At 70.8% G+C, this 17381-nt stretch carries 17 protein-coding genes; 16 read left to right on the top strand and 1 reads right to left on the bottom strand.

Annotated features, from left to right (window positions below; genetic code table 11):
* Window positions 1–17: 17 nt before the first annotated feature.
* Window positions 18–3245 carry a fused isobutyryl-CoA mutase/GTPase IcmF gene (gene icmF, locus ACZ67T_RS27950; protein ID WP_469987737.1) on the bottom strand — a complete coding sequence of 1076 codons (3228 nt, stop codon included), beginning with the start codon at window positions 3243–3245 and terminating at the stop codon, window positions 18–20.
* A gap of 179 nt (window positions 3246–3424) precedes the next feature.
* Between icmF and ACZ67T_RS27945 the strand changes: the two genes are divergently transcribed.
* The 16 genes from ACZ67T_RS27945 (at window position 3425) to ACZ67T_RS27870 (ending at window position 17338) form a co-directional block, all read left to right on the top strand.
* Entirely contained in the window at window positions 3425–4477 is a 1053-nt protein-coding gene (locus ACZ67T_RS27945; protein WP_469987736.1) for an alcohol dehydrogenase catalytic domain-containing protein, read from the top strand.
* Window positions 4478–4576: 99 nt separating this feature from the next.
* The gene (locus ACZ67T_RS27940; protein WP_329566893.1) at window positions 4577–5365 is read left to right on the top strand and encodes an enoyl-CoA hydratase/isomerase family protein; all 789 of its coding nucleotides are present in this window, start codon (window positions 4577–4579) and stop codon (window positions 5363–5365) included.
* A gap of 5 nt (window positions 5366–5370) precedes the next feature.
* A complete protein-coding gene (locus ACZ67T_RS27935) occupies window positions 5371–5751 on the top strand; it encodes a Zn-ribbon domain-containing OB-fold protein (RefSeq protein WP_469987735.1) in 381 nt (126 codons plus the stop codon).
* Window positions 5748–6893: a thiolase family protein gene (locus ACZ67T_RS27930; protein ID WP_469987734.1), complete on the top strand. Its 1146-nt coding sequence runs from the start codon at window positions 5748–5750 to the stop codon at window positions 6891–6893. The genes ACZ67T_RS27935 and ACZ67T_RS27930 overlap by 4 nt, the downstream gene beginning before the upstream one ends.
* Window positions 6894–6911: 18 nt before the next feature.
* A complete protein-coding gene (locus ACZ67T_RS27925; RefSeq protein WP_469987733.1) occupies window positions 6912–8138 on the top strand; it encodes an acyl-CoA dehydrogenase family protein in 1227 nt (408 codons plus the stop codon).
* A complete protein-coding gene (locus ACZ67T_RS27920; protein ID WP_469987732.1) occupies window positions 8135–9094 on the top strand; it encodes a phosphotransferase family protein in 960 nt (319 codons plus the stop codon). Before ACZ67T_RS27925 ends, ACZ67T_RS27920 begins: the two co-directional genes overlap by 4 nt.
* A 164-nt stretch (window positions 9095–9258) precedes the next feature.
* Entirely contained in the window at window positions 9259–10509 is a 1251-nt protein-coding gene (locus ACZ67T_RS27915) for an acyl-CoA dehydrogenase family protein (RefSeq protein WP_469987731.1), read from the top strand.
* Window positions 10506–11282, top strand: coding sequence for an SDR family oxidoreductase (locus ACZ67T_RS27910; RefSeq protein ID WP_469987730.1), 777 nt, complete (start codon window positions 10506–10508; stop codon window positions 11280–11282). The genes ACZ67T_RS27915 and ACZ67T_RS27910 overlap by 4 nt, the downstream gene beginning before the upstream one ends.
* Complete coding sequence (locus ACZ67T_RS27905; protein ID WP_469987729.1) at window positions 11279–12049, top strand: SDR family NAD(P)-dependent oxidoreductase; 771 nt, start codon at window positions 11279–11281, stop codon at window positions 12047–12049. The genes ACZ67T_RS27910 and ACZ67T_RS27905 overlap by 4 nt, the downstream gene beginning before the upstream one ends.
* Entirely contained in the window at window positions 12034–12843 is an 810-nt protein-coding gene (locus ACZ67T_RS27900; protein ID WP_469987728.1) for an enoyl-CoA hydratase/isomerase family protein, read from the top strand. Before ACZ67T_RS27905 ends, ACZ67T_RS27900 begins: the two co-directional genes overlap by 16 nt.
* Before the next feature lie 54 nt (window positions 12844–12897).
* Window positions 12898–14046 carry an acetyl-CoA C-acetyltransferase gene (locus tag ACZ67T_RS27895; protein ID WP_469987727.1) on the top strand — a complete coding sequence of 383 codons (1149 nt, stop codon included), beginning with the start codon at window positions 12898–12900 and terminating at the stop codon, window positions 14044–14046.
* A gap of 80 nt (window positions 14047–14126) precedes the next feature.
* Window positions 14127–14747 (top strand): TetR/AcrR family transcriptional regulator, encoded by a 621-nt coding sequence (locus ACZ67T_RS27890; RefSeq protein ID WP_469987726.1) that lies wholly within the window; start codon window positions 14127–14129, stop codon window positions 14745–14747.
* 155 nt (window positions 14748–14902) lie between these two features.
* A complete protein-coding gene (locus ACZ67T_RS27885; protein WP_469987725.1) occupies window positions 14903–16093 on the top strand; it encodes an ABC transporter substrate-binding protein in 1191 nt (396 codons plus the stop codon).
* Window positions 16094–16139: 46 nt separating this feature from the next.
* The gene (locus tag ACZ67T_RS27880) at window positions 16140–16499 is read left to right on the top strand and encodes a nuclear transport factor 2-like protein (protein ID WP_469987724.1); all 360 of its coding nucleotides are present in this window, start codon (window positions 16140–16142) and stop codon (window positions 16497–16499) included.
* A 53-nt stretch (window positions 16500–16552) separates the two neighbouring features.
* Window positions 16553–16948 (top strand): hypothetical protein, encoded by a 396-nt coding sequence (locus ACZ67T_RS27875; protein WP_469987723.1) that lies wholly within the window; start codon window positions 16553–16555, stop codon window positions 16946–16948.
* Between the two features lie 69 nt (window positions 16949–17017).
* The gene (locus tag ACZ67T_RS27870) at window positions 17018–17338 is read left to right on the top strand and encodes an EthD family reductase (RefSeq protein ID WP_469987722.1); all 321 of its coding nucleotides are present in this window, start codon (window positions 17018–17020) and stop codon (window positions 17336–17338) included.
* Window positions 17339–17381 lie beyond the last annotated feature (43 nt).

Here is a 17381-nt window from a genome sequence, read left to right as displayed (position 1 = left end):
GCGTCGGCGCACGTGCGTCAGACGTTGCGCCGATAGGCGCCGCCGACCTCGAAGAACGCCTCGGTGATCTGCTGCAGCGAGCAGACCCGCGCCGCGTCCATCAGCACGGCGAAGACGTTCCCGCCGCTCGTGGCCGCGTGCCGGAGCGAGGCGAGCGCCTCGCCGGCGGCGTCCTGGTGGCGGGCCCGGAAGCCGTGCACCCGGTCGAGCTGGGACTGCTTCTCCTGCTCGGTGGCGCGGGCGAGTTCGACGACCGGCGCCGGCTGCCCCTCCTCGTCGGCGTGCGGGGAACGGAAGGTGTTGACGCCGATGATCGGCAGCGATCCGTCGTGCTTGCGCTCCTCGTACAGCATCGACTCGTCCTGGATACGGCCGCGTTGATAGCCCGTCTCCATCGCACCGAGCACCCCGCCGCGCTCGCTGATCCGCTCGAACTCGATGAGCACCGCCTCCTCCAGGAGGTCGGTCAGCTCGTCGATGATGTACGAGCCCTGCAGCGGGTTCTCGTTCATCGCGAGCCCCCACTCACGGTTGATGATCAGCTGGATGGCGAGCGCCCGGCGCACCGACTCCTCCGTGGGCGTCGTCACGGCCTCGTCGTAGGCGTTGGTGTGCAGGCTGTTGCAGTTGTCGTAGAGCGCGATGAGCGCCTGCAACGTGGTGCGGATGTCGTTGAAGTCCATCTCCTGCGCGTGGAGTGAGCGGCCCGACGTCTGCACGTGGTACTTCAGCTTCTGGCTGCGCTCGTTCGCCCCGTACCGGTCGCGCATCGCCACCGCCCAGACGCGGCGGGCGACCCGGCCGAGCACCGAGTACTCCGGGTCCATGCCGTTGGAGAAGAAGAACGACAGGTTCGGCGCGAAGTCGTCGACGCTCATGCCGCGTGCCAGGTACGACTCCACGTACGTGAACCCGTTGGCCAGCGTGAACGCCAGCTGGCTGATGGGGTTCGCCCCCGCCTCGGCGATGTGGTAGCCGGAGATGGAGACGGAGTAGAAGTTCCGTACGTCCTGCTCGATGAACCACTCCTGGATGTCGCCCATCATGCGCAGGCTGAACTCCGTGGAGAACAGGCACGTGTTCTGTCCCTGGTCCTCCTTGAGGATGTCGGCCTGCACAGTGCCGCGCACACTGCGCAGCACCTCGGCCCGGATCTCCCGCGCCTGCCCGTCGTCGGGCGCGTGGCCGTGCTCGGCGGCGTACGCGTCGAGCTGCTGGTCGATCGCGGTGTTGAGGAAGAACGCGAGGATCGTCGGCGCGGGACCGTTGATCGTCATCGACACGGAGGTGGTGGGCGCGGTGAGGTCGAAGCCGTCGTACAGGGCCTTCATGTCCTCCAGCGTCGCGACCGAGACGCCCGAGGTGCCGACCTTGCCGTAGATGTCGGGGCGCAGGTCGGGATCGCGGCCGTACAGCGTGACCGAGTCGAAGGCGGTGGAGAGCCGGGTCGCCGCGCCGTCCTGGGACAGCAGCTTGAACCGGCGGTTGGTACGGAACGGATCACCCTCGCCCGCGAACATCCGCGCCGGGTCCTCACCGTCCCGCTTGAACGGGAACACCCCCGCGGTGAAGGGGAAGGACCCCGGCAGGTTCTCCGCGCGCAGAAAGCGGACCAGGTCCCCGTGATCCGTCGTCCGTGGCAGCGCCACGCGGGGGATGCGGCTGCCCGACAAGGACTCGCGGACCAGGGGGGTGCGTATCTCGCGCCCGCGCACCGTGAACGCCAGCTCGTCGCCGGAATAGGCCTGTACGGTCCCCGGCCACTGCTCCAGGGCCCGCCGGGCGTCGTCGTCGAGCGCCCCGCACGCCTCGTCGAGCAGCCGTTCCACAGCTGCGGTGGATTCGGCCATGCCCGCCAACTCGTCCCGGACGGCCGTCAGTTGCTGCACACGGCGGGCGGCCCTGGCCTGGGCGTCGGTGCGCGCGTGGTACATACGTACCGTCTCGGCGATGTCGGCCAGACAGCGGGCCCGCGACGTCGGCACGATCTGAGCGGCCCCGCTGGAATGACGTACCGATACCACCGGCAGCGCGCCTGGGCGCAGCGCGAGACCGCGCTCGCCGAGCAGGCCGCGCAGATGCTGGTAGAGGGCGGTGACGCCGTCGTCGTGGAACGTGGCGGCGCTGGTGCCGAACACCGGCATCTCCTCGTGCGGCGTGCCGAACGCCTGCCGGTTGCGCACAAGTTGGCGGCCCACGTCGCGCAGGGCGTCCGCCGCGCCCCGCCGCTCGAACTTGTTGACGGCGACGACGTCCGCGAAGTCGAGCATGTCGATCTTCTCCAGCTGCGACGCCGCCCCGAACTCGGGTGTCATGACGTACAGCGACACATCCGCGAACGGCACGATCGCGGCGTCGCCCTGCCCGATGCCGGGCGTCTCGACGACGACCAGGTCGTAGCCGGCCGCCCGGCAGGCGGTGATGGACTCGCCGAGCCCCTCGGGCAGTTCGCCGGCGCCTCGGGTGGCGAGCGAGCGGAAGAAGATCCGGTCGCCGTCGAGCGAGTTCATGCGGATGCGGTCGCCGAGCAGCGCGCCGCCGCCCCGCCGCCGTGTCGGGTCCACGGCCAGCACCGCCACCCGAAGTGAGTCCTCCTGGTCGGTGCGGATCCGGCGGACCAGTTCGTCGGTGAGGGAGGACTTGCCCGAGCCGCCGGTGCCGGTGATGCCGAGCACCGGCACCGGGCGCGCTCCGGCCGCCTTCTCCAGGCGGCGCAGGTCTGCGGCCGGTACCGTCCCGGCCGCGGCGGCCGACAGCAGGCGGGCCAGTGCCGGGCGCTCACCCGCGAGGACCCGCTCGATGTCGGCGGGCTCGTCCGCCCACGGGGCGTGGTCGCACTCCTCGATCATCGCGGCGATCATTCCGGCCAGGCCCAGGCGCTGCCCGTCCTGCGGCGAGAAGATCCGCACCCCGGCCGCCGAGAGCCGCTCGATCTCCTGCGGCACGATCACGCCTCCGCCGCCGCCGAACACGCGCACATGCCCGGCGCCGCGCTCCCGCAACAGCTCCACCAGGTATTCGAAGTACTCGATGTGGCCGCCCTGGTAGGAGCTGACCGCGACACCCTGGACGTCCTCCTCCAAGGCGGCATCGACCACCTCGCTCACGGAGCGGTTGTGCCCGAGGTGGATCACCTCCGCGCCCTGGGCCTGAAGGATGCGCCGCATGATGTTGATCGAGGCGTCATGCCCGTCGAAGAGGCTGGAAGCGGTGACAAAACGGACGGGATGCTGAGCGCGCGGCATGTGCTGCACTCCTGACTGCCCCCGGCCGCGACGGCTTGGGGGCGGATGCTCACAGAGACCTCTCCATACTGAACCGAAGTAGGTGCAGGTCTCAAGAGAATCATTGAAGTCAGTTCAGTTCGGTGGCAGTCTCGGGTGGTCGCAACGATGCGATTCCAGCGTGATCCCCGGGAGGAACGATGCTCGCCGCCAGGCTGTACGGAACCAAGGATCTGCGGATCGAGGAGATGCCCGAACCCGAGCCGGGGCCCGGCGAGGTGAAGATCCGCGTGGCGCACGCGGGTATCTGCGGCACCGATGTGCACGAGTACTTCGAGATGCCGCGCGCCACGCACGAACCCAACCCGCTGACCGGCGCCACCCTGCCCCAGACGCTGGGGCACGAGTTCGCCGGGACCGTGGTCGAGTGCGGTCCGGGAGTGGATCGCATCGCGGCCGGCGACCGGGTCTGCGTCCGGCCGATCCGCACATGCGGGGTGTGCGCCCGCTGCACGTCGGGGCTCTCTCATCTGTGTGCTTCCCTCGCGGCGATCGGCGTGACCTCGCCCGGCGGCGGGCTCGCCGAGTACGTGGTCGTACGCGCCGAGGCCGCGCACCGGCTGCCCGATGAAGTGCCCCTGGAGCAAGGGGCGTTGGTGGAGCCCATGGCGGTCGGCCTGAACGCGGTCGAGCGGGCGGGGGTGGGCGCGGGCGACACCGCGCTGGTCATGGGGGCCGGCGCCGTCGGCATGGGTGTGCTCTTCGCGCTCCGGGCGCAGGGCGCGCGTGAGGTGATCGTCGTCGAGCCCTCGCCGGCCCGCCGCGCGGCCGCGGCGCGGCACGGCGCCCAGGTCCTCGATCCGGCCGCGGGAGACGTGGTCGCCGAGGTGCTGCGGCGCACCGGGGGCCGGGGTGTGGACGCCGCGATCGAGTGCGCGGGCCGGCCCGAGGTGCTCGACGCCGCGATCCGCTCCGTCGCCGCCCGCGCGCCCGTGGTCCTCGTCGCCCTGTACTCGGGGCCCGTCACGGTCGACGCCTCCGTCGTGCGCCTGGCCGAACTCGCGCTGCTGGGCTGCGAGGCGTACCCCGACGGGGTCTTCGAGCGGGTCATCGCGCACATGGCGGCCGGGCGCTACCCGACCGAGGGCTGGCTCGATCACATCCCGCTCACCGAGACCGTGGCCGGGCTGCACGACGTGCGCGACGCGCGGCGGCTCAAGGTCCTCGTCGACCTGCCGGGCCGCGACGCCTGATCCTTCCCGAACCAATCTCGGAGTTGGCCTTGACAGTGGATCACCAGCTCCCCAAACTCGTAATGAATTCAGTTCAGTTTCGAAGCGGAGGAACCTGAGATGGCAGTGGAAGACGAGATCCAGTTCGAGCGTGACGGCCACGTTGCCCGCGTCTGGCTCAACCGCCCCTGGAAGAAGAACTGCGTCACGGTGCCGATCCTGGACCGGCTCGACGAGATCATCACCGAGGTCGACGAGGACCCCGAGCTGCGCGTCCTGGTCTTCCGCGGCCGTGGCGGCACCTTCTGCTCGGGCTTCGACCTCGACAGCCTCAAGGCCGACTTCGTCGGCAAGTCGAACGCCATCGACGTCGCGGTCAAGTCCGCGAAGGTGTGCGACCGGCTCTACTCGATGAAGACCCCGTCGGTGGCCGTCCTGGAGGGCCACGTCACCGCCGGCGGCTTCGAGATCATGATCTCCTGCGACTTCGCGATCGCCGCCGACGACGCCAAGATCGGCGACTTCCACATCCGCCGCGCGCTGTTCGGCGGAGCGGGCCCGATCTACCGCGTGCCGCGCATGATCGGCATCCGCAAGACCAAGGAGCTCATGCTCACCGGAAAGCTCCTCTCCGGTATCGAGGCCACCGAGTTCGGCCTGATCAACGACCACGCGCCGACCGAGAAGCTCGACGAGACGGTCGAGGAGTTCATCTCCCACCTCACCGACAAGAGCCCCTTCACCATGTGGCTCACCAAGATGACCATCGACCGCAGCCTCGACGCCGACACCCAGTCGCTGATGGTGATGGAGCACCTCGCCGTCGGCGTCGCCCTCAACTCCGAGGACGCCAACGAAGGGGTCTCGGCGTTCCTGGAGAAGCGCGAGCCCAAGTGGCAGGGGCGCTGAGCCGGATGACCACGCATCCGCGGAGTCCGGCCGCCGGGCTCCAAGGCGCACGCTGCCGCGGCTGCTCGGTCGCGGTCTACCCCGCGGACGCGGCGTGCCCGCGCTGCGGGGGACCGGCCGAGCCGGCCGCCCTCGGCAGCGCGGGCACGCTGTGGACCTGGACCGTGCAGCGGTACGCGCCCAAGTCCCCGCCCTACCAGCCCCCGCCCGGCGGCTTCGAACCGTTCGCGGTCGGCTACGTCGAGCTGGGTGACGGCGTCCGCGTCGCCGCCGTGATCGAGGTCGACGACCTCGACACGATCAGGATCGGCATGCCGCTCACGGTCCGCGCCGGTGACGGCGTGCCACGGGCCCGGCCCACCACGACAGCGGAGGAGAGCTCATGACCGCGGACGTGCTGATCTGCGGCGCCGCACGGACCGCGTTCGGCCGCTCGGAGGCGAGCGGCCGACAGCTCGCCGTCGACGCGGTGAACGCCGCGCTGAAGGACGCCGGAGTCGAGTGGTCACGGGTGGGCGCCGCGTTCGGCGGCAGCGACAGCGCCGGGCTCGCCGACACCCTCGTGTCCCAACTGGGCCTGACCGGCCTGCCGTTCGTCAACGTGAAGAACGGCTGCGCCACCGGGGGCAGCGCGCTGATCTCCGCCGTGAACGCGATCCGCTCGGGCATGGCCGACGTCGTCCTCGCCGTCGGCTTCGACAAACACCCGCGCGGCGCCTTCGACCCGAGGCCCGAGGACTGGGGCCTGGGCGAGGAGTACGGCAGCGACGGCCTCATGGTCACCACGCAGTTCTTCGGCATGAAGATCCGGCGCTATATGCACGACCACGGGATCACCCCGCAGACGCTGGCGCAGGTGGCCGAAAAGGCGTACAGGAACGGCGAGTTGACGCCGCAGGCGTGGCGCCGCAAGCCCGTGTCCGCCGCCGAGATCCTGGACTCCGGCATGGTCAGCGACCCGCTGACCCGGTTCATGTTCTGCTCTCCGGGGGCGGGCGCCGCGGCGCTCGTGCTCTGCTCGCCCGAGGTGGCGCGGACCCTGGACGGTCCCTCGGTCGCGCTGAGGTCGGCGGCGCTGCGGACCCGGCAGTTCGGCTCGTTCGAGGTGTTCAGCCCCTGGGTCGCCGGGGGCGAGCTGACCAGTGTCAGCCGCGCCGCCTCCGCCGCGGCGTTCGAGGAGGCGGGGATCGGCCCCGGCGACATCGACGTCTGCCAGTTGCAGGACACCGAGAGCGGAGCCGAGGTCATGCACATGGCCGAGTGCGGGCTGTGCGAGGACGGCGAGCAGGAGCGGCTGATCGCCGCCGGGGCCACCGAGATCGGCGGGGCGCTGCCCGTGAACACCGACGGCGGCTGCATCGCCAACGGCGAACCCATCGGCGCCTCCGGGCTTCGCCAGGTCTACGAGATCGTCCAGCAGCTGCGCGGCCGCGCCGGCGACCGCCAGGTTCCCGGCGCGCCCCGGACCGGCTTCACCCATGTGTACGGAGCGCCGGGCGTGAGCGCCTGCACGGTCCTGACCCGCTGAACGGAGGTGCATGACCCGATGAACGCCAACCCGGAAGACCTCCCCGAACGTATCCCGGATCCCGAAGCATTCCGCGCCGAGGCCCGGCGCTGGCTCGGCGGCGTCGCCAAGCCGCGCGCCGCCGCAGGGGGGTGGGGCAGCGGCTCCGACTCCGTCGCCGTCTTCGAGAAATGGACCGAGGAGCAGGAGCGGGCCCACACCCGCCGCACCCAGGAATGGGAACGCACCCGCCACGACCAGGGCTGGGGCGCCCTCAACTGGCCTGCCCAGCACGGCGGTCGGGACCTGCCCGCGTACTACGAACAGCTCTACCGCGCCGAGGAAGCCGCCTTCGACGTACCGCACCGCACCGAGATCTTCCCGGTCACCCGGCAGCTCGTCGCACCCGCCATCGGCATCTGGGGCACCGAGGAACAGAAGGAGCGCTGGCTGCGGCCCATGCTGCGCAGCGACGAACTCGCCTGCCAGCTCTTCTCCGAGACCGAGGCGGGCTCCGACCTCGCCGGAGTGCGGACGAAGGCGGTGCGCGACGGCGACAACTGGCTGCTGACCGGGCACAAGGTGTGGACCTCGGGCGCCACCGTCGCCACCTGGGGCGTAGCCGTGTGCCGCACCGACCCCGACGTGCCCAAACACGCGGGCATCACCGTCTTCCTGGTCCGCATGGACGCGCCCGGCGTCACCGTGCGGCCCATCCGGCAGATGACCGGTGGCGCCAGCTTCAACGAGGTCTACCTCGACGGCGTCAGCGTCCCCGACACCGACCGGCTCGGACCGGTCGGCGAGGGCTGGCGCGTCACCCTCAGCGTGCTCGCCGCCGAACGCCTCGACTCCGGCAACCTCGGTCTCGACAACGCCGACCGTGCGGTGGACCTGGCCGGGCACCTGCCCCGCCCGCTCACCGGCGCCGAACAGGACAGGGCCGCCGACCTCTACGTACGGGCCCTCGTCCAGCGCCTCATCGGACTGCGCGTCACCGGCGCTCTCGTCGCCGGACGCGAACCCGGCGCGGAGGCCTCCGTCGGCAAGCTGTACGCCACCGAGACCATGCGCCGCACCGGCGACCTCGTCTGTGAACTCCTCGGCCCGGCACTCGTCGCCGACACCGGAGAGTGGGGCACGTACGCCTGGACCGAACACCTCCTCGGCGCGCCCGGCTACAGCATCGCGGGCGGCACCGACGAGATCCAGCACAACATCCTCGCCGAGCGCGTGCTCGGCCTGCCCAAGGAGCCCGTCCGATGAGCACGGCCGTCCAGGAGAAGGAACTGGCCCAGCGGGTGGCCACCCATCTCGGCCAGGACACGGGAGAGTTGAAGGTCCTGCCCGGCGGTCACTCCGGGCTGACCTACTCCGTCACGGCGGGGGAGGAGAGATACGTCGTCAAGGCGGTGCCCCCCGGGCAGAAGCCCGTCGGGCGCAACGACGTGCTGCGCCAGGCCCGGGTTCTCGCCGCGCTCGCCGGATCCCCGGTGCCCGTGCCGGGTGTCGCCGCCATGGACGAGGCCCAACCGGCCTGGTTCGCCATGGAGTTCGCGGCCGGGGAGGCGCTGGAACCCGTGCTCGACGATCCCGAGGTGCCCGCGGCCACCGCGCGGGCCCGCATGCTGGAGATCGCCCACGTACTGCGGCGACTGCACGCCACCGACATCCAGGCCCCCGGCCTGGACGCCCCGCAGCCGCTCGGGGCGGCCGGGGAGCTCGACCGGTGGAGCCGCACCATGCACGCCGTGCCCGCAGAACTCAGGCCGGGTGCACAGGAGTTGTTGAACCGCCTCGCCGAGGACGCGCCGGCCGATCTGCCGTCCGTGCTGCTGCACGGCGACTTCCGGCTCGGCAACGTGCTCTGCGTCGACGAGCGGGCGGTCGCCGTCGTCGACTGGGAGATCTGGAGCGTCGGCGATCCCCGGATCGATCTGGGCTGGTTCCTGCTCTTCGCCGACCACCGCAACTTCCCCGGCATCGGCCGGGCCGTGCCGGGACTGCCCACCGAGGACGAGCTGCTCGCCGCCTATCTCGACGGCGCCCCCGCGCTGCCCGCCATGGACTGGTTCCGGGCGCTCGGTCGCATGAAGATGGCCGCGATCATGGGCCACAACCTGCGCCGGCACCGCGAGGGCAAGCACCACGACCCGGACCAGGAGCGGTTGCCGCCCACCATCGCCGCGATGATCAGCACCGCGCGCGCCATCCTCGGCTGAACCGCACCGTGTTCACCGATCCCGGCTGAGCCGCACCGTGCTCATCGATCCCGGCCGAGCAGCATCGTGCTCGGACCCATCGGCCGAGCCGCCCGGCCCGCCGCCCACCCACGTCACTACACCGGTGCCCACGCCGACGGGGCACCGGTGGACAGGAGCCCTTCGTGGATTTCGGATTCTCGCCCCGCGCGAGTGAACTCCAGGACCGCATGCGGTCGTTCATGAACGAACACGTCCTCCCGGCCGAAGCGCTCCACGACCGGCAGCTCGCCGAAGCCGCCGACCCGCACGCGCTGCCGCCGGTGATGACCGAGCTGAAGGAGAAGGCCCGCGCCGAAGGCCTGTGGAACCTCTTCATGGCCCACGGCGACTGGGGCGCCGGACTCACCAACCTCGAATACGCGCCGCTCATGGAGCTGGCCGGCCGCTCCATCATGGGCCCCGAGGTGTTCAACTGCTCGGCGCCCGACACCGGCAACATGGAACTCCTCGCCCTGTACGGCACGCCCGAGCAGCAGGAGCGCTGGCTCAAGCCGTTGCTGGCGGCCGAGATCCGCTCCTGCTTCGCCATGACCGAGCCCGAGGTCGCCAGCTCCGACGCGCGCAACATCCGGACGCGCATCACCCGTGACGGCGACCACTACGTCGTCAACGGCCGCAAGTGGTACACCTCCGGGATCCTCGACCCCGACTGCGAGCTCATCATCCTGATGGGCAAGACCGACCCCGACGCGCCCACCTACCGGCAGCAGAGCATGGTGCTCGTCCCGCGTCACACCCCGGGCGTCACCGTCGTACGCGACCTGCCCATGTTCGGGTACACGGACCGGTGCGGACACGGCGAGGTGCTCTTCGAGGACGTCCGTGTCCCCGTCGACCACATCCTCGGCGGGGAGGGCGAAGGCTTCGCGCTCGCGCAGGGCCGGCTCGGGCCGGGGCGGATGCACTACGCGATGCGGGCCGTCGGGTTCGCCGAGCGGGCGCTCCAGCTGATGTGTGAGCGGACCAGCGAACGCGTCGCCTTCGGCGGGCCGCTCGCCGAGCGGGGTGTCGTACGGGAGTGGATCGCCCGCAGTCGCATCGAGATCGAGCAGCTGCGGCTCCTCGTCCTCAAGTCGGCCTGGCTGATGGACACCGTCGGCAACGCCGCAGCTCGCATGGAAGTAGCCGCGATCAAGGTGGCGGCCCTGGAGGTCGCCCACAAGGTCGTCGACCGCGCCGTCCAGGCCCACGGCGCCGCCGGCGTCAGCGACGACACCGTGCTCGCCCGGCTGTACGCCATCACCCGGGCACTGCGCATCGCCGACGGCCCCGACGAAGTACATCTGCGGACCGTCGCACGGCAGGAACTCGCCAAGTACCAGAAGCCCGGGAAGCCCGGGAAGAACACCGACACGAAGGCAGGAGCGGCGTGAGCACCGACATCCTCGACGGCAAGGTCGCCGTCATCACCGGCGGATCGCGCGGCATCGGCCTCGGCATCGCCACCGCATTCCGAGCGGCCGGCGCGCACGTCGTGATCGCCGCCCGCAAAGCCGCCGGACTCGCCGAGGCGCGCGAGGAGCTGCTGCGCGTCAAGGGCGACGGCGACGTCCACACCGTGGTCGCCAACGCGGGCGAGCCCGACCAGGCCGAGGCCTGCGTCGAGGAGACCATGGCCCGCTTCGGCCGGCTCGACATCCTCGTCAACAACGCCGCGACCAACCCGTACAACGGAGACCTGCTCGACCTGGACCTGCCGCGCGCGGAGAAGACCGTACGCGTCAACCAGTACGGCATGATCGCCTGGACCCGGGCCGCGTGGCGCGCCTGGATCGCCGAGCACGGGGGAGCGGTGATCAACATCGCCTCCGTCGGCGGGCTCATCGTCGATCCCCACATCGGCTACTACAACGCCACCAAGGCCGCCATGCTCCACATGACCCGGCAGCTCGCCTACGAACTCGGCCCGCGGGCCCGTGTGAACGCCATCGCCCCCGGGCTGATCAAGACCGAACTGGCCCGCGCCGTATGGGAGGTGCGCGAACCCATCCTCACCGCCAAGCTGCCGATGCGCCGCCTCGGCACGGTCGAGGACGTGGCGAACGCTGCGCTGTTCCTCGCGTCCGACGCGTCGTCCTGGATGACCGGGCAGACCCTTGTGCTGGACGGTGGCGCCACCGCACTTCCGATCGGGGTGGACGAGTGAGCAGCCCGTCGTCCGCCGTGGAACTCTTCTCGCTCGAAGGCCGGACGGCGATCGTCACCGGCGCCTCCGCCGGGCTCGGCGCGCGGTTCGCCACCGTCCTCGCACAGGCCGGCGCCACGGTGTTCGCCGCCGCCCGCCGGATCGACCGGCTCAAGGAACTCGCGGACAGCGACGCACGTATCCACCCCGTCGCCTGCGACGTGTCCCTGGAGGCCGACCGTACGAGGCTGGCCGAGACGGCGCTGAACGCCACCGGGCATCTCGACGTCCTGGTCAACAACGCGGCCACGTCCGGACAGACGCGCGCCGAGGACGAGTCGGCGGACTCCTTCGCGGACGTTCTGGGGGTGAACCTCACCGCGCCCTTCCATCTGGCCCGGCTCACCGCCGAGGCGCCCGGCGCCGCGGGCAAGAGCATCATCAACGTCTCCTCCGTCCTCGGACTCGTCTCCGGAGCCCCGCTCGGCGGCGCGAGCTACTCCGCGTCGAAGGCGGGACTGATCGGCCTGACCCGCGAGCTGGCCGGCCAGTGGGGGCGGTCCGGTACGCGCGTCAACGCCCTCGCGCCCGGCTGGTTCCGCACCGAGATGACCGCCGAGCTGTTCGGAGACGAGAGCTCGCGGCGGTGGGTCGAGCGCGGGACGATGCTGCGGCGCGGCGGGGAGGCGCGGGAACTCGACGGGGCGCTGCTCTTCCTCGCCTCGGACGCGTCCACGTACTGCACCGGGCAGGTCCTGACCGTCGACGGCGGATGGACGGCACGATGAGCGGCGTCGGCATCGACATCCGAGACGACGGGCTGGCCCGCGTCACCCTGCGGCGCGGCGAGGCGGGCAACGCCATCGACCTGGCGACGGCGCGGGGCCTGCTCGACGCGGCGCTGGCGTGCGAGCGGGCCGACGTGCGGGCCGTCCTCCTCACCGGTGAGGGCAGGTCCTTCTGCGTCGGCGGCGATCTGCGGGAGTTCGCGCGGCTCGAAGGTGAGGAGCTGGAACAGCACCTCATCGCGGTGACCGGTGCGCTGCACGAGGCGCTGCGTGTCTTCGCGCGGCTGGACGCGCCCATGGTGGCCGCCGTACAGGGCGCTGTCGCAGGGGCGGGTATCGGTCTCGCGGCCGCCGCGGATGTGACGCTCGCCGCCGACAACGCCTCGTTCACCGCCGCGTACACCGGGATCGGATACTCGCCGGACGCCGGGGTGAGCTGGTTCCTGCCCCGCCTCGCCGGGCCCAAGCGCGCGCTCGACCTCCTGCTGACGAACCGGCGGATACCGGCATCCGAAGCCGTGGAGATCGGGCTCGCCAGCCGCACCGTCGCCGCCGGGCTGCTGGCCGACGAAGCGGCGCGCACCGCCGAGGTCCTGCGTGACGGACCCGCGGGCGCGTTCGGGGCGACCCGTCGGCTCGTCGCCGCGGGGCTGACCTCCGATCTCGGCCCGCACCTGGACCGGGAGGCCCGCGCGCTGGCCGCCGCGGCCTGCGGGGTGGAGGGCCGCGAGGGCGTCGCCGCCTTCCTGGGCAAACGCCCGCCCGCGTTCCGCAGCGCTGTGTCCCCGCCCTGAGTGGTGCGTACGCGCTCTCAACTCCCTTCCCTCACCAACCCCTCTGGAGCCACCATGCCGGAAGCCTTCATCGTCGAAGCCGTCCGTACCCCCGTCGGCCGTCGCAAGGGCGCGCTCAGCGGTGTGCACCCCGCCGACCTCGGCGCCCATGTACTGCAGGCTCTTCTGGAGCGTTCCGGCGCCGACCCGGCGGCCGTCGACGACGTGTACTTCGGCTGCGTCGGCCAGATCGGCGCACAGACCGGGAACGTCGCCCGCACCGCGTGGCTGTCGGCCGGGCTGCCGCAGCACGTGCCCGGCACCACCATCGACCGGCAGTGCGGCTCTTCGCAGCAGGCCGTGCACTTCGCCGCCCAGGCGGTCGGCTCGGGGGCGGCGGACCTGGTGGTGGCCGGCGGCGTCGAGGTGATGAGCCTCGTTCCCATCGGCAGCCCCATGACGGTCGGCGAGCAGGCGGGCCTCGGCAGCCCGTACGCCGGTGACGGCTGGCGCGAGCACTTCGGGGAGCAGGAGGTCTCCCAGTTCCGCGGGGCCGAGCTGATCGCCGAGAATTGGGGCGTGACCCGCGAGGACATGGAGCGCTTCGCCCTCACCAGCCATCAGCGGGCGCTGGCCGCCCAGGCCGACGGGGTGTTCGACGCGGAGATCGTTCCGTCCTTCGGCCTCACCGCCGACGAAGGGCCGCGGGCCGACACCACGCTGGAGAAGATGGCGGGTCTGAGGACGCTGACCGAGGACGGCCGGCTGACGGCCGCCGTCTCCAGCCAGATCTCCGACGGCGCCGCCGCCCTGCTGATCGCCTCCGAGGACGCGGTGCGCCGCCACGGGCTGACCCCGCTGGCGCGTGTGCACAGCATGGCCGTGGTCGGCTCGGACCCGATCCAGATGCTGACCGGGCCGATCCCCGCCACGGAGAAGGTCCTGGAGCGGGCCGGCCTCGCGATCGACGCCATGGACCTCGTCGAGATCAACGAGGCGTTCGCCTCCGTCGTCCTCGCCTGGCAGCGGGAGACCGGCGCGGACCCGCGGCGGGTCAACGCCTACGGCGGCGCCATCGCCCTGGGACATCCCCTGGGCGCGACCGGCGCGAGGCTGATGACCACGCTCGTTCACCAGTTGCGCAGGACCGGGGGACGCTACGGTCTGCAGACGATGTGCGAGGGCGGCGGCATGGCCAACGCGACCGTCCTGGAGACCCTGTGAGGAACCGGTTTGGCAACTGAGTTCAAGTTGGGTTTACTCTCGGGTACGGACACGCTGAGTGACGGCCAGGAGAGAGGGTCATGACCAGGATCGTTGAACGGGAGGCGGGGCCGCGGTCCAAGCGCGCGGCCATCCTCGCCGCGGCAGTGGACTGCTTCGGCGAGACCGGCTTCGAGGCCACGAAGTGGTCCACGGTGGCGGAGCGGGTGGGCATCGGCCAGACCGCTCTCTACCACTACTTCGAGTCGAAGACGCACTGCCTCCTCACCATCATGCGGCTCGAACTGGAGCGCTCCCACGACCGGTTCGTGGAGGCCACCGAGGGCGCGGAGGACCCTGTGGAGGCCCTGCGGGCGGGCGTCCGCGCCGCCTACGACGTCTCCGAGCACGAGGTCCTGCAGATGCGCATCCTGCAGAACCACATGGACCTGCTCTCCGGGGCGCGCAAGTCCAAGCGCGAGGAGGCAGAGCGGGTCGCCGCCCGGCAGCTGGTCCAGGTCGTCGAGCGGGACTGGACCAACCTGCTGGTGCGCGGGATGTCGCAGGGCACCTTCCCGCTGCGGGACGCGCAGTTGCTCGGGGCCAGCGTGCTGGGCCTGATCGTCAGCGTGTGGCGGTGGTACCGGCCGTCCGGGCCGACGCCGCTGTCCGAGATCAGCGAGCTGATCGAGGGTGCCTGCGTGCGGATGATCGCTTCCTGAGCGCTCCGCGTCGTGTGATCCCCTGACGGGACTCCCGTCAGGGGATCTTTTCGTTTCCGCCCAGCGCCGGACCATTGCCAGGCACGTTTCCCCGGGATTAACATCACTTCAACTGAACTGAACTCAGGTTGAGTTATATCGGTTGAGGAGGGGTCATGCGACGACGCGCGACACGCACGTTCATTGCCGCACTCGCCGCCATGCTCGCACTGGCGGCGAACGCCTGCGGCACCAAGAGCCCCTCGGCAGGGGACGACAAAGTCATCAAAATAGGCGCCTGGTACCCGCTCACGGGACCCCTGGCCTCGTTCGGAATCCCTGAACGGGCCGGCGCCGACGCCTACTTCAAGTCGGTCAACGCTCGCGGCGGGATCAACGGGCGCACCATCGACTGGGTCGTCAAGGACAACGCCAACGATCCGCAGCAGACCGTCCAGATCGCCCGCCGGCTCGTGGACCAGGACGGGGTCGTGGCGATCGTCGCGACCAACGGCACCTCCCAGACCCAGGCCACCTTCCCCTTCGTGCTCGGGCAGAGGAAGGTGCCGGTCCTCAACACACTGGGCGGCGATGCCTCCTGGTACGAGCCGGCCCGCGACGGGCTGTTCGGCCTGCAGACGCTGTACGAGGACCAGGCGGCCGCGCTCGGGGACTGGGTGACGCGGGACGGGGCGAAAAAGGTACTCGTCGTGCACAGCGACCCGGCGGCGTTCGTGAACGTGGCCAAGGTGATCGGCCCCGCCGCACGGAAGTCCGATCCGTCGATCCAGGTGAAGCGGCTGTCGGTGAAGTACCAGACCACCGACTACAGCCCGGTGATCAGCAAGGTCAAGGCCGCGAAGCCCGACGCCGTCGTGCTGATCCTGACCGCCGCGGAGACCGCCTCCTACCTCAAGGAGGCGAAGCTGCAGCGCGTCACCGCCCCCGTGTACGGCTACGCGCCCGTCGCTGCACGGGCCACGCTGACGCTGGGGGGCGGGGCGACCGAAGGCCTCAAGGCGCTCCAGCTGGTCAAGTCGCCGAACGACGACGACCCGGCCATCAAGGAGTTCCGTGCGGCGATGCAGAAGTACGAGCGGGGGCAGCCCGCCGACTTCATCACCCTGTGGGGCTGGGAAGCGGCCAAGGCCTTCGTCGAGATCGCCAAGTCCATCGACGGGCCCGTGACCAGCGAGTCACTGACGCGGGCCTACCGCACCGCACGCCACGTCGACACGGGCGTGGGTCCGGTCCTCAACTACGGCGCCGGTCGGCACCTCGGCACACGCGACCTGCAGAAGGTCGTCGTCAGGAACGGCCGCTGGGAGTCGCAGGGCGACTTCTTCACACCGCCCACCCGCGACTGACGTGATCTGTCTCCTCCCTTCTTTGCGACCAGTGAAAGGACCTTCCATGGACAGTGTGCTGCGCGAATACATGGCACGTATGGACAGCGACACCCCCGAGCGGGCGCTCGAACTCCTCGCTCCGGACTTCCAGTTCCGTATCGCCCTGCCGAACCGGGAGGCGACGGGACGGTCGAAGGGTGAGTTCGAGACATACATCGGGGGACGCAACGCCGTCGAGCGCGTGCACCACATCCTCCGGCACAGTGTCGACGGTGACCTGGAGACCGTGTACGGATACGTCTCCGAGTCGGGGAAGGCCATGGGGTCCTTCCTGTCGGCCGCCGTCGTCACGCCCGAGGGACGTATGGCGCGCTACCAGTCGTACTTCACCACGACCTACGACCTGATCGACCCGCCGCAGTAGCCGCCACCGCGTCGACCGAGCGCTCGCTCGGCCTCAGCACAAGGGAAGCCGATATGACCGACACCACCACGCCCGAGGCCGCTTCCGTCGCGGCCCCCTTTCTCACCGCCTGGTTCGAGATCCTCGACACCGACACGCCGGACCGGATCCTCGACCTGATCAGCGACGACTTCACACTGTCCATCCTGTTCTCCACCGGCGACGGCAACGCCACCGACTTCGCCGGCGACCGTGCCGCGCTGGTCGGCTACCTCCGGCAGCGCGAGCGGGGCACGCGCACACACCACCGGCTCTCCGCCACCACCCTCGGCCAGGACGAGCTGTTCCTCGGAGAGGTGCGGCGCGACGGAGTTCCCGAGGCGAGCTTCGTCGCCGCCGGGCGGGTGGACACGGGCGGGCGGCTGCAGCGGCTGCTGATCGGGCGGTCCTCGCAGATCCGCTTCGAGTGAGCTCAGCCCGATCCTGTTCCCGCCGGTCTTGTTCCGGCCCTGTTTCCTGAATTCTTACGGAGGATCGTCATGTACAACCTCGTCCTGCTGGCGGCCCGGCCCCCGGAGTGGACCCACGAGCGGTTCATCGACTGGTGGCGCGGTGACCACGCCGAGCTGACCTACAAGTTGCCCGGTCTGCGCTCCTGGCGGCACACCGAGATCGACCAGGCGCTGGAGCCGCGCTCCGAGGGCTGGGACGGGATGTCCGTGCTCGGCTTCGACTCCCCGGAGGACCTGAAGACGGCCCTCGCCAGCCCCGAGTGGGCGGCCGCCGTCGCGCAGGTCGGGGACATGAAGGGCCGCCGCATCGCGGTCATGGGCACCGAGAAGGAGCTGTACACCGCCTGAGGCCCCGACGGCCTTGGACACGGGAGCGTTCGACAACGGGTTC

The sequence above is a fragment of the Streptomyces sp. NPDC107517 genome (assembly GCF_055582645.1).
This window is presented reverse-complemented; position numbering and strand designations above follow the sequence as displayed.